Consider the following 13,864-nt stretch of genomic DNA (forward strand, 5'->3'; position numbering starts at 1 on the left):
AAAATGACCGTTTCGGTCAAACAGTCATTTTGTTCCAAAAAAAGAGACTCCTTAAAGTCTGCTTTTAAAGAACTGACCAAAAATGAAAACTGGTCACAACTAAATCTATCACGTTTTTACAGCTTCTGCAACACTATGATTTTCGCAGGCCATCCATTACAAACATTTCTAGAACTTCAAGCATCTTTTCCTTATGTATAGCAGGATGATCCTTCTCCCAATCAAAGATTAGAGCGATATACAGCTTCACCATCATAAATGCCACAATATCTGTAGGACATTCTTTTAGTTCACCCTTTTCTACCGCTTTATCCAGTTCTTTTTGCACAAAGCTTAAGACAGCCTTTTCAATGCGTTGCAACGCTTCTGTCACAGGTGATGAATTCATCTCTTTTACTTCTTGAGATAGTTTTACAGCCAATACATGTGTTTTCCGGAACTCGATCACTTCATACAAAGCATAATGAAGATTTTCATAAAATGGTCGATCTTCCTTAATCGCTTCTGATGCTGCGAGTTTCGTTTCTTTCACGAGGCTTGTAACGATTTCAGAGAATAACTCCTCTTTGTTTGCGAAAAAAGTATAGATCGTTCCTTTCCCCACGTTCGCGATTTTTGCGATTTGATCAACCGTAGTCGCTTTATATCCAAACATAGAGAAAGATCGTTCAGCTGCTTCTAAAATACTTCTTCTGCGATCCATTAGTTTATCACCTCTTCTGGCCCTTTACCAGACTTCGTACATAAAGGTAACGATAAAAGGACTTTTGTTCCTGTCCCCACATCACTTTCATAGCTCAGCTTGCCGCCCATACCACCAATCAGCTTGTACGTTACCATCATACCTAAGCCTGTACCTTTTGCTTTTGTTGTATAGAATGGAAGTCCTATTTGCTCAAGCTCTTCTTTTGTCATCCCTTTACCATTGTCTTCAATGGCGATGATGATATTTCTCTTTGTTACTTTATATCTGTATAGATGAATAGTTCCTGTATCCTCTATAGCTTCTACTCCATTTTTAATAATATTTATTAGCCCCTGCTTTAATCTTTGTTCATCTACACAAACTTCATAAGACCCTATATCACTTAACGTTACTTCTACATTATGGATGGCACCATAAGGAGCTGTTAAGGAAACCACATCTTTTATTACTTGTTTCAAATGAATTCTTTCAAGCTTTGGAACATCTGGCTTTACCATCGATAAATAATCAGTAATGATCTTATTTGTTCTGTCCAGTTCATTGATTAAAAGTGGTGAGTGTTCTTTTAATTTTTTGTCGGTTGTTGTACTGCCGAGAAATTGTATCATCCCTCTGATCGTTGTTAATGGATTTCGAACTTCATGCGCGATAGCCGCTGCCATCTGTCCGGCTACTGCTAGTTTATCCAAATACACCGTTTCTTTTAATTGCATATTGATTTTGACAAGTCTTTCGATAAGAAAGATACATGAAAAAAAGGCGATTAAGAAACAAGAAAAATAGATAAGATAGAATTCCAGAGATAGAAAATTAAGATACGTATGTATAAATAGCATATAAAATAAGGTATAGATGACAGCGATATAAATAGCCGAAATCCACCTTTTTTTATCTTCATCAAAAAAGTTCTGATACGCTAGGCTGACAATGTAAGCTAATAAAGTGAGAATAATACCGAGCCAAACATATTCTCCACCCATTCCAACCCTTGCTAGGATAACAACTAAAGAGCAAATAGCACCCGGCAGCCAGCCTGCGTACAGTGTCACAATCATGATTGGAACGTTTCTAAGGTCAAAATAAACATCCTTAAGCGTTTCGATCGGGTATACCATACAAACAAGTGCACCAATACCACTTATTGCTCCAAAGACAACCTTATTCTTAATATCAGGAATGGCACCAGGATGCAGAGGGAAGAACATATTCACTAGATGCGTAAATGAGAAAACGATTGCAATGTTTACAAATAAAGGTTCTATAAATGCCTGCATGTTGCTCCCCTCCCTTTTTTCTTTCTTCAGTATAGCAGAATCATTCTACAAAAAAATAAGAAAAACGACAAACTTATCCATTTGTCGTTTAAACGTTTTTTATTTATTTGGCAAACAAAGAGTCTGCTGCTTTTTTGGCAGAATTCACACAATCCGGAAGGCCTACCCCATCATAAGGTGCACCAGCAAAAAGAACGCCAGGCAGGTTCTTTGTAAACGCCGTTTTCAATTCCTTTACACGCTCTTGATGACCCACTTCATATTGAGGCATCGAATCAATCATCCGTGAAACGTAATAGAACTCTGGTTGCGCGTCAATCCCCATACTTGCTTTCAAGTCCGCTAAAACTTTTCCCAAAATAACTTCATCTGATTCATGTACGATATCTTGATCATCAGCACGGCCCACATAGCATCGCAACAGCACTTTTCCATCAGGGGTCGTGTGTGGCCATTTCCTACTTGTCCACGTACAAGCAGTTATGGAGGTGTTCTCACTTTTAGTGACCACAAAGCCAGTACCATCTAAGTGGAAGGTCACATCCTCTTCATTGAAGCCAATCGCGACCGTGGCGACTGAGGTTGGTTTTGTTTTGTGAAGTTCTGGAGGAAACAAAATATCGTTAAATAGGTGTTTGGTTATAGAATAGGGTGTCGTAACAATCAGTTGGTCTCCTGTAACCGTTGAGCCATCTTCCATATGCACCTGGTATGTTCCGTCTTCTAAACGAGCGACAGAGGTCGCTTTCAGCCCTCTTTGGATACACTCACTCGGCAAAGAATTTTCAAGAGCTGAAATCAAAGAAGATAAACCATTTTTAAGCGTCATAAACACGCCTTTTTTCTTTCCAGCTCCATGATTCTTAACCATTTTAGGCTGGGATTTTTTCATGCCTATTATCAAACTTCTATGTTTTTTTTCTGTTTCTACAAACTGTGGAAAAGTTGACTTCAGACTCAATTGATCGATTTTCCCGGCATATATCCCTGATAAAAGAGGTTCAATCAGCCGGTCCACCACTTCGTCTCCAAGGCGTCTTCTGAAAAAATGACCGACAGAAACATCTTTATTGAGATCTGACCGTTTTGGCAGAACGAGATCGAATGTAGCTCTTGCTTTGCCAAAGACTGAGAATAGAGGCGTAAAAGCAAAAGGAATCACTTTCGTCGGAATGCCCATTACTGCCCCTTCTGGTATGGGATTCAGTTTGTTATTGTGAAGGATATACGCTTGTCCTGTTTCATTTGATACAAGATCGTCCTCTAGACCAATCTCTTTTATGAGCTCAGTCATAACCGTTTTTCTGGCAAGGTAGGAATCGGGTCCCCGTTCGATCACAAAGCCGTCCTGTACAATCGTGTCGATCTTGCCTCCAAGCCGCTCACTGCCTTCTAGCAATGTGAACGTTACAGGTTGTCCTGTTTCTTTTGCATACTTTTGCACATAAAAGGCAGCGGCTAAACCTGTAATGCCGCCGCCCATTATGATTACGTGCTTTTCGTTGCCCATCGATTTCACAAACTTTCTTTAGGCAGTGCGTTTTCCACAACCGTTGCCAAACAGTCGATAAATTCAGGTTTTGCATTCGGCATTTCAGGACGGTAATATTGCACGCCTAACTCATCAGTAACCACTTTACACTCATAGTCGTTGTCATATAAAACTTCAAGGTGGTCCGCAACAAAGCCAACCGGACAATAGATGAAATGCTTGTAGCCATGTTTATTATATAAGTCACGAGTAAGGTCTTGAACATCTGGTCCAATCCAAGGGTCAGGCGTGTTGCCTTCACTTTGCCACCCGATCGTATAATGAGAAACTTCCGCACTCTTTGCGATCAAGTCTGCTGTTTCCTTCAATTGCTCAGGGTACGGGTCACCCATCTGTAGAATCTTTTCAGGCAAACTGTGTGCTGAGAAAATGACAACGGCTTGATCATGCTCACTTTCGGGGATGTGTTTAAACATTTGTTTAATGCCATCTGCCCAATATTGAACATATTTAGGCTCATCGTACCAGCTGTCTATTGTAACAAAAGCAGGTCCGCCTATCTTAGCAGATTCTTCGACAGCACGCCCGTTGTACGATTTAACACTAAACGTAGAATAATGAGGAGCAAGAACGAGTGTTATCGCTTCTTCAATACCGTCTTCTTTCATCTGTTGTACGGCATCTTCGATAAAAGGATCGATGTGCTTCAAACCTAAATAGCTCTTAAACTCCCGATCTGGGTATCGGCGATTCATTTCTTCTTCTAGTTTCTGTGCCTGGTCTTCCGTAATCTTTGCTAGAGGAGAAATTCCGCCGATCTGCTCGTATCTTTCCGTTAATTCCTGAAGCTGTTCAGGTGAAGGCTTACGTCCCCGTCTAATATGTGTGTAATAGCTTTCAACCTCATCAAGACTTCTTGGCGTACCATATGCCATCACGAGTATTCCGGTAATCTTTTTCATCACTTTTTACTCACCCTAGTTTTTTAGACGTGTATTCATGAACAAAGGTCGTTAACTGTTTCAGAGTCGCAATGTTTACTTCTGGAAAAATCCCTTTACCTACGTTGAAAATAAATCCTGGTTCTTCCATTCCTTCATCCAAAATTTCTTTTGTTCTCGCTTCGATTACTTCCCAAGGAGCAAGCAGCAAGGAAGGATCCAAGTTTCCTTGAAGCGCCTTAGTAACGCCCATTTGACGAGCTTCTTTTGGTGATATTCTCCAGTCGAGGCCGATTACATCGATCGGTAGCTCGTTCCACTCCATCACTAGATGGCGTGCACCTGTTCCATAAAGAATCAATGGTACGTTTTCTTCACGCAGGCTTGAGAAAATCCGATGCATAACTGGTTGTATATATTTTCGGTAATCCGCAGCATTCAATGCGCCAACCCATGAGTCAAAAATTTGAAAGGCTTGGGCACCAGCTGCAATTTGAGCTTTCGCATATGAAATGGTCATGTCCCCTAGCTTGTCCATCAACATGAACCAGCTTTCTGGATCGGAATACATTAACTGTTTTGTTTTATGATAATCACGTGAAGGACCACCTTCAACCATATAGCTTGCTAATGTGAAAGGAGCTCCTGCAAACGTAATAAGAGGTACTTCTAATTGCTGACGCAAAATCTTAATCGTCTCCAAAACGTAAGGTACATCTTTTTCAGGATCGATCGTTCCTAGACGCTCAACATCTTTTCTTTTTCTTACAGGCTTGTCGATAACAGGGCCGATTCCTGATTTGATTTCTACATCTACCCCGATTGCAGGCACAGGTGACATAATATCTTTGTAAAGAATAGCCGCATCCACGCCATGCTGATCCACAGGAAGCTTCGTAACACCAGCACAGATCTCAGGTCTATGTGTAATATCAAAGAGTGAATACTTTTCCTTCAATTTACGGTACTCAGGCTGAGAACGACCCGCCTGTCTCATGTACCAAACTGGAACATGTGTATTCTTCTCCTTGCGACACGCTTTCAAAAACTCTTCATTTATTGTCAAAACGTACACACCTTTCTATCAAGACCAAAAGCTCCTAATGTTTCTTCCAGCCATTTATCTAATAAGCTATAACGTCAATATCCATACACATTGTAAGGGAATTCATAATAAAAGTATAGGCACAACGCTTAATTGTCATGATTTTGGCAAAATGAAAATTTATTACACCTTCCTATATCCTTAGTTGTATACTCGGCCTATTACTTGGGGCTAAAGTTTGGAGGGTAAAGCACTATCTTTCTTCCAAGTCATTGACTGTCTTCCTCTGCAGTTGTTTAATAACGGTAATAAAAGTCAGAAAATTCCGTTAAGGAGTGAAGGCAATGTCCGTAAATAAAAAAGCAATTGGTGGCGCGACACTCTCCACAGCACTTGTCGCTTCCCAACTTTTCACAGGAACCAACGTGCCTGTTAACGCTTTGTCATCGAATGAACTTTCAAAAGAGGCAGTCGAACACCAGCACGAAGCATTTGATATTCGAAAGGGCTTACCTGCAGTCCTGCCTACGGATTCTCAAGTTCAAGCTGCAAATGCGTTTATTCAATCTGCAGGGACTGGTACAAAAATATCATGGAATTCAACATTTGGCACACCATCCTTTATAACCAAGAACAAGGGTTATTTAACCGCTCCTTCAAGTTATAACAGCGATACAATTGCCCGAAACTGGCTTAAATCCAACGCAGAACTGTTCGGTCTTAGTTCAGAACAAGCAGACTCGCTTTCGATCATCAAGAGTCATTCCATTCCTGGAAGTGGACTTCAGCCTGTCGTTTTCCAGCAGACCTTTTCAGGAATTGAATCTGCAAACGGCGGACGCATCATAGTCTCTGTTAATAAAGAAGGACGCATTCTTTCTGTTGCGTCAAATGCTGCCCGAGCAGATGCACTCGATGAGGCACACAAACTATCAAGCAAGGATGCTCTTTTATCAGTCGTTAAGGAACATCTCCCTGAACTAAACTACTCCCCTTCGTTAAAAGGTACAAAACAGGGGTGGGAGGAATATGCAGCCGGCGAATCACTACCAACTGTGCAACGTGTGAAGAAATCTGCTTTTGTCACAGCTAACGGTGTGAGACCTGCCTACCGCGTACTTTTCATTGAAAAATTAAACAAAGGGAAAGAAGTCGTCGTAGATGCTGTTACGGGCGAAACTTTATTTGAACGTTCCTTAGTTCAAAACCTGGATCCAGAAGGCTTAATCTTTGAAAATTATCCAGGCTCCCCACTTGGAGGTACACAAATCGTTAAGTCATTAAAAGGAGATCCTATTGCCTCTCCGCAAGGCTGGTTATTGCCAACAAACGATGCTGGCATGACTACAATCGGAAACAATGCTGATACGTATGCAAACTGGAGTAACTTCCTTGTCCCTGAGGGTCCTGGACTTGTTAGACCGGTTAACCCGCTTGGCCAATTTAAATTTCCGTTTAAAGACGCTTGGCATGAAACAAAAGGTGAAGCTACACCACCTTCTTATGCAGAAGATGCTTATAGTGCAACAACCAATTTGTTCTATCATCACAACCTGTTCCACGATTATTTTTATAAACTCGGATGGACAGAATCAGCTGGCAACCTTCAAGCTGCTAACTTCGGCAAAGGCGGTATGGATGGAGACCCTATTTTAGGACTTGTCCAAGCCGGTGCAGCTTCAGGGGGAGAACCAACCTATACAGGACGCGACAATGCCTATATGCTTACACTTCCTGATGGAATACCAGCCTGGAGTGGAATGTTTTTATGGGAACCGATTAAAGGCGCATTTGAAGGTGAATATGCAGACGGTGACTTTGATGCAGGAATCATCTATCACGAATACAGCCATGCCCTATCAAACCGCTATGTAGCTGGTGGAGAATCTTTGAACAGTCATCAAGCAGGTTCGATGGGTGAAGCTTGGGGCGATTGGTTCGGCATGCATTATCTTGTGAAAAACGGTCTCCAAAAAGATCCAGTCGTTGGAGCATATGTAACAGGAAATTCTGAAAGAGGAATACGCAGCTGGGCACTTGATGATGCACCTCTTCATTTCGGTGATATTGGTTTTGATATTGTCGGACCAGAAGTACATGCTGATGGCGAAATTTGGTCGGCCATCCTCTGGCATGTAAGAGAAAGCTTAATTCAAGCTCTTGGAAAAGAAGAAGGAGAAAAAGTGGCAGAGCACATTGTAATGGACAGCATGCCGATCTCAGCTCCAGACCCTTCAATGGATGATATGCGGACGGCTATTTTGGCTGCTGATCAAGACCGTTACGGCGGAGAGCATTATGATTTATTATGGAAAGCTTTTGCCCAACGAGGACTTGGGGCTTCTGCTAAATCATTATCTGGTGACGACACAGATCCAACTCCTTCTTATGATCATCCTGTTTCTGGGCAAAATGGTATGCTGGCTGGAAAAATCATTAATGCATCAACTAAAAAACCTGTTAAAGATGCAAAAATCATCATCGGACAATATGAAGCGCGAACAAGTCCTGTCAGTTTATCTGGGGAAAAAGGCGGCTTTAGTCTGCCAATCGTTTCAGGAACCTATGATGTTACGATTCAAGCTCGGGGATTCGGTGCTACTACCTTTAAAGATGTAGCAATCACAGCAGGTAAAATTGAAAGTCTAGATGTTACACTTTCACCTAACTTAGCATCAACAGCAAACGGAGCCGAACTTGTTTCCATATCAGATGAAACGGAAACCCATCCTGCAAAGAATGCATTGGATGACACAGAAGGAACAGTCTTTATTTCACAAACAAAAGAAGGTGGATTTACTGGGTCTGAATTTGCAGTAGATCTCGCTGGCAACAAACCAGCTGTTGTTTCAAGTGTTCAAGTAAGTGCGTTTAAAGATATGACAAAAGGACGATTTTCTGCATTAAAAGATTTTACAGTCCAAACTTCACTTGACGGTGTAAACTGGACAACTGTAAAAGAAGGAACGTTTACAGCCGGCAAGCCTCGTCCAGCAACACCTGATCTTCACTACAAAACCTTTGATCTGGCTGAACCGGTTAAAGCAAACTTTGTTAAGTTCATTGCAAACAATGCCCAAGATAATTCATTCGGCTACGTGCAAGTTGCTGAAGTTCAAGTGTTTGCTGAGCGTTCATCCAAAGTGACAGCTTTACCGCCAGTCGTTACTGAGCCGTTTTCGAGCGAAGGTGTCATTTTAGCAGGTAACCCGGCAACAGGAATCGGAAGCTTAGCCGATATAGATGCTACAGGCAGCGTGACACAAAACGAGTTTGTTTCTACACAGAATCCTGAACCAGCCTCACAAGGAGCAGATGGCTATGTTGTAAGCCTTCCTGAACAATACAGGGACGGTCTCCACAATATAACTGTTGCAGGACCTGAAGGAGGCACTCATGATCTTGATGTGTTCTTCTACGATTCTTCCTTTAATTTATTAGGCAGCATCGCAACAGCTGGAGCAAATGAATCAGGTGTCGTGCCAGCTGGAACTTCTTATATCTATGTTGGACTTTATACGGGAGCAAATGTACCGTTCACAGTGGACGTGCGAAGTCCATTTGCGAATTAATAGTACTTGGCCTAAGCCAAGTGTCCTCATATTGAGTGTAAGGTTGGAAAAGATGGGCAAACCGCCCATCTTTTTTTGTGTGTTCAGGAACATTTATGATCCTTCAAATAATTTTATGATCCTTCAATTTTTTTTATGATCCCTCAAATTTTTTTATGGATTTTTCGGCAAATTTCGACGAACACGAACACGCACTCAAATCGCAAACACTTCACTCAAAAAAAAGACAGCCCTCAAGGCCATCTCCTTCTTTAGTCGTCATCCCGCTTCTTTTTCTTTTTTTCTTTATTCTTTTCTCTTCCCCGCTCTTTTTTATCATCGTCATCCTCATCGTTCCCGAAGCCTTGGAAAAGTGAAATGGAAACTACATTTGAAGGCCGTCCCTCTTCTTTTGTTAGAGGATTGTATGGAACAACATAGAAATCAGGGAGTGTAAACAGATTCTTTCCTGACGCCGTGAACTCCCCTTGCCCTTTTACCGTATCTAAATAAGTGGTCTCTCCTTCATTCACAGAATAAATCTTATATTGAAGACGCTCATCTTTGGATGGTGTCCAGCTTAGCTTCACAGAAGGCATCCCAAAATCACCTACTCCAATGGCTGCACCGAGATCATTGATTTCAATCAGTTCAATGGGTGGTTCTAAGTCCTTTACTCCGTCAGGTTTTTTAAACGTCAGCCCTTTTTGTGATGGAATCTCGTTAATCACTTGTTTGAATAAAAGAGTAGGCTGAGCACTCCCGCTGTTTAAATACGTTTCCTTCGTTGTCTTATCATAACCAATCCATACCGCACCTACGATTTCAGGCGTGTATCCAACAAACCATGTATCTTTATTGCCTTTATCAACATTTGGATAGTTTGTCGTACCTGTCTTACCGGCGATCTCCATATTTTCCGGGCCGTCAGAACCTGTTCCGTTCTTCACAACCTGCTGCAGCATGCGCGTCATATACCATGCATTCTGCTTTTTCCAGACTTTTTGTTCCTGTGCTTTTGACTTGCCGATCAGATCACCCTCGTGGTTGTAAATTTTGCTAATCACAAAAGGTTCAATCGTTTTTCCTTCATGTAAAAAACTTCGGTATCCCTGGACCATTTGTAAAGGACTGACACCGTGATCAATTCCACCAAGTGCGATACCAAGTCCTTTATCTTCAATCGGCATCCCGAGTTCTTTTAAGTACTTTTTCGAATAAGAAACACCGACCTCGTTTAAAAGCCAAACGGCAGATGAATTAACGGAATTAGTAATTGCCTTTACCATGGACACTTGTCCATCATATTTGCCATTATAGTTTTTTGGCTCATACCCGTTATAACTTAATTCCTCATCACGCAGCATAGAATAAGGCTTATATTTTTCAGATTCAAGAGCCGGACCATAAACAGAAAGGGGTTTGAATGTTGAACCTGGCTGACGGTTAACGACCACTCGATTCAATCCTTCTGTTACATAGTTTCTCCCGCCTTGGACAGCTACAAGTCCCCCTGTTTTGCCATCCATCAGGACCATTGCCCCTTCAGGTTTTTCCTTGCCAGTGCCGATAAAGAAACGTCCATCTTGGAAACGGTTATAGACCGCTATCTGTGTGGCTGGATCCATCGGGACAACAATTTTGTAGCCGCCTTGTCTCAATTCCTCTCGAGAGATGTGATACTTTTCATTCGCTTCCTTTATAACCATATCAATATACGTTGAATAAGCAGGATTGCGTTCTTCTTGATACACGTTTAATGCGATCGTTTTCCCTTGTGCACGCACCGTCTCTGAAGGTGACAGATAGTTTTGCTTTTCCATAAGTGCAAGAACCAAGTCACGGCGTTCTTTTGCCGCTTCAGGGTGCTTAATCGGAGAATAATGATTTGGAGCTTTAGGCAGTCCTGCCAATAACGCACCTTCTGCGATTGTTAACTGATTTACATCTTTATTAAAATACGTTTTGGAAGCTAGCTGAATTCCGTAGGCACCATGGCCAAAATAAATTTGATTCAAATACATCTCCAAAATCTTGTCTTTGGAATATCTTCTTTCTAAGTTGATCGCAATAATCGCTTCTTTAGTTTTACGAAGCCATGACTTTTCATGAGATAAAAAAACATTTTTTGCAAGCTGCTGGGTAATCGTACTTCCACCCTCTACCTTGCTTCCTGCTAGTATGTCTTTATAGATGGCACGTAATATGGCTTTAACATCTATACCATTATGTTTATAAAAACGGGAATCTTCTACTGCCACAAAGGCTTCCTGAACATGAACAGGAATGTCCTCAATTCCTACGATTTCCCGATTTTCATCATATATTTTTGTGATTTTGTCACCGTTCTCGTTTACAAGCAAAGTCGCTGAGTCCATTACAAGATTTTTCTCGTCGATTACATAATCGCCTGCCATAATAATAAACAAATAAGCAAAAAATCCGATGATCAATGAACCGACTAAAATACCGAGGGCGATGAGACTTTTCTTTACCATAACCAATCCTCTTTTCTTTCTAGGTCGAAAAGTACATTTTATCTAATTTTCCCTTAGATGGAAAGTATATTACAAGCCGCCAAATTCTTGCTCTGTTTAATAGCCATGAGGGATGGGTAAAACAAAGGTAAATCAATATAAAGGCAGGGATAAGCAAATGAACACATATATCACGTATGGAACATCCGATTATCTATCTAGTTATCAAGAAAAATATGACCAAGCTCTCCTGCTTGAAGGTGATTCTAACTCCGCCCTAGTCTATGAAACAGAAGGAGAGAATCCGTTTACAGAAAAACACGAATATGAAATTATAAATGGGAGAGGCTCTCTATCTGGCGCAGGTTTTGTAGTAATGAACCACATACCAGTTTCAGAAGATGGAAGAAGTCTCTTTGAAGAACGCTTTCAAAATCGAGCCGGTCTTGTGGAAAAGGAGCCCGGTTTTATCGGCATCCGAGTTCTACGGCCGCTGCATCAAGATCCTTATATCGTAATGACTCTTTGGGCATCCCATGCGGACTTTATCAGTTGGCAGCAGTCAAAAGCCTATGAAGAAGCCCATAAAGACAGAGGCACCTCTAAAGGACTTCCAGAAACCCTTTTCTCTGGCAAGTCATTTGTAAAAGAATACAGTGTAGTCCAATGAGTAGCAGGAATACTTCATCACTAAACCGTGCTAGCGTAATTTTGAATCCTTGTGCAGGTCAGGGACGGCTTCTCAACCAATGGGAAAACGTATTGACCGAGTTAAAGAAGGGATTTTATGAAGTCCAGGTCTATGAAACAAAAGAACCGGGTGAAGGGGCAACGTATGTAAAACAATTGCAGCAAGAGACAGATGTTTTTATTGCCGCTGGTGGTGACGGTACCGTACATGAGGTTGCCGAAGCACTTCTTTCTCTTGAAGGAGATTTTCCAGCGTTCGGTATTATTCCCGGCGGAACATGCAACGATTTTTCACGCGCGCTCGGAATGAACCAAAATCCAGTTAAAGCTGCTGAGCAACTCTGTCAAAAACAGATTCGACATATTGATATAGGTGAATTTAATGGGCAATATTTCACAAACTTTTGGGGCATCGGATTAATTACACATGTATCAGAGTCTATTGATCCTGACACGAAAGATCGCTTTGGAAGGCTTTCCTATTATTTATCTGCCGCAAAATCTTTACAAACGTGGGAGCCTTTTTCGATCCAAATACAAGCAGAGGAGTTCCAATTTGAGGGTCAGGCAGCTATGTTTTTAGCGGTGAACGGACCATTTACAGGCGGAATCAAACCTTTTTTCCCTGATACTGATATACAGGACGGAAAACTGGATTGTTTATTAATTAAAGAACCTTCTGTTTCCTTTGTATGGGATGTTCTTCAAAATCGGTTGACCGACAATTCTGTTCAAGGAGAAGGGTATCATTATTTTCAAAGTTCAGAAGTCCATATAAAAACCGCCCCCCATCAGTTAATAGATTGTGATGGGGAACGGGAATATAAAACACCTTCTACTGTCAGATGCCTTCAAAAGCATCTCGTATCACTTACTGGGGATGTTTCCTTTTAAAAAAAGGAAGCGTCCTTTTTTTATAGGCCTTTATCGATTCAAGACCCCCGATACATAATAACAGCCAGACCGTTCCTGCAGAAAAGCCTGCAAGGACATCGGAAGGGTAATGGACACCCAAATAGATGCGGCTAAACCCAATCAAAATAATTAATGCAATAAATACCGTACTAAAAATAAATTTTAGCCATCTTCCGTGTTGACTCCTTACGATTAAATATCCTAAAAATCCATAATAAATCAAACTGCCCATCGAATGTCCGCTTGGGTAGCTAAAGCCTTGCTCAATAATGAGACTGTTTTCCGGTCTCACTCTCCCAAACCAATGCTTCAGTCCAAGATTTATCAGACCTCCGCCTGCTACAGCTATTATATAGAAAATAGCTTCCCAATAATTTTTCCGTTTAACAATCAGCCATACAAGACTCCCGACCAATAAAATTGTCAGAATGGTGATAGAGCCTAAAAAAGTAATGAATTTCATCACTTCTGTTATAGAATCATTCCTGATGTTTGAAACATATTGGATGATAACCTGATCAAATCTGAATCTTTCTTCTTCCATCAGATTTTCAGACAGCTCAAAAAAGACTTCTAAAGAATAATAAGAGAGTAATAATCCGCTTAGAATATAGAGGACGGGGAGTATAGGAAAAGGTAATTTATCGGCCATTTCGCGAAGCATATGAATCCCTCATTTTTCAACAGTTTTACCATAAGTTTTCACTGTATCGGTTATCGTTAAACACCATTTAAATATGAAAAAAAGCTGCCTGTTGTACAAGCAGCTTCAG

At 41.2% G+C, this 13,864-nt stretch carries 10 protein-coding genes; 3 read left to right on the top strand and 7 right to left on the bottom strand.

Annotated elements, in window-relative coordinates; translation table 11 throughout:
* Positions 1–133 precede the first annotated feature (133 nt).
* The 5 genes from KUV80_RS14880 to hemE all read right to left on the bottom strand — a co-directional run bounded on the left by KUV80_RS14880 (position 134) and on the right by hemE (position 5,479).
* On the bottom strand, positions 134–703 hold the full coding sequence (locus KUV80_RS14880) for a TetR/AcrR family transcriptional regulator (protein ID WP_222463518.1): 570 nt from the start codon (positions 701–703) through the stop codon (positions 134–136).
* Positions 703–1,980, bottom strand: a complete 1,278-nt coding sequence (locus tag KUV80_RS14885) for an ATP-binding protein (RefSeq protein ID WP_222463519.1) — start codon at positions 1,978–1,980, stop codon at positions 703–705. Before KUV80_RS14885 ends, KUV80_RS14880 begins: the two co-directional genes overlap by 1 nt.
* Positions 1,981–2,083: 103 nt before the next feature.
* Entirely contained in the window at positions 2,084–3,490 is a 1,407-nt protein-coding gene (hemY, locus tag KUV80_RS14890) for a protoporphyrinogen oxidase (protein ID WP_222463520.1), read from the bottom strand.
* Between the two features lie 5 nt (positions 3,491–3,495).
* Positions 3,496–4,437, bottom strand: a complete 942-nt coding sequence (hemH, locus tag KUV80_RS14895; RefSeq protein ID WP_222463521.1) for a ferrochelatase — start codon at positions 4,435–4,437, stop codon at positions 3,496–3,498.
* Between the two features lie 7 nt (positions 4,438–4,444).
* A complete protein-coding gene (gene hemE / locus KUV80_RS14900; RefSeq protein ID WP_222463522.1) occupies positions 4,445–5,479 on the bottom strand; it encodes a uroporphyrinogen decarboxylase in 1,035 nt (344 codons plus the stop codon).
* A 323-nt stretch (positions 5,480–5,802) separates the two neighbouring features.
* Here hemE and KUV80_RS14905 point away from each other — a divergent pair, with 323 nt between their 5' ends.
* Positions 5,803–9,030 carry a M36 family metallopeptidase gene (locus tag KUV80_RS14905; protein WP_222463523.1) on the top strand — a complete coding sequence of 1,076 codons (3,228 nt, stop codon included), beginning with the start codon at positions 5,803–5,805 and terminating at the stop codon, positions 9,028–9,030.
* 251 nt (positions 9,031–9,281) lie between these two features.
* On the opposite strand, the gene KUV80_RS14910 is transcribed toward KUV80_RS14905, so the two are convergent.
* Positions 9,282–11,507 carry a transglycosylase domain-containing protein gene (locus KUV80_RS14910; RefSeq protein WP_222463524.1) on the bottom strand — a complete coding sequence of 742 codons (2,226 nt, stop codon included), beginning with the start codon at positions 11,505–11,507 and terminating at the stop codon, positions 9,282–9,284.
* 157 nt (positions 11,508–11,664) lie between these two features.
* Between KUV80_RS14910 and KUV80_RS14915 the strand changes: the two genes are divergently transcribed.
* On the top strand, positions 11,665–12,156 hold the full coding sequence (locus KUV80_RS14915) for an antibiotic biosynthesis monooxygenase family protein (protein ID WP_222463525.1): 492 nt from the start codon (positions 11,665–11,667) through the stop codon (positions 12,154–12,156).
* Entirely contained in the window at positions 12,153–13,070 is a 918-nt protein-coding gene (locus KUV80_RS14920; protein ID WP_222463526.1) for a diacylglycerol/lipid kinase family protein, read from the top strand. The genes KUV80_RS14915 and KUV80_RS14920 overlap by 4 nt, the downstream gene beginning before the upstream one ends.
* Here KUV80_RS14920 and KUV80_RS14925 read toward each other — a convergent pair.
* Positions 13,048–13,755 (bottom strand): phosphatase PAP2 family protein, encoded by a 708-nt coding sequence (locus tag KUV80_RS14925; RefSeq protein ID WP_222463527.1) that lies wholly within the window; start codon positions 13,753–13,755, stop codon positions 13,048–13,050. The two genes, KUV80_RS14920 and KUV80_RS14925, sit on opposite strands and share 23 nt — an antisense overlap.
* Between the last annotated feature and the right edge of the window lie 109 nt (positions 13,756–13,864).

Source organism: Fictibacillus nanhaiensis (genome assembly GCF_019801215.1).
GTDB lineage: Bacteria > Bacillota > Bacilli > Bacillales > Fictibacillaceae > Fictibacillus > Fictibacillus nanhaiensis_C.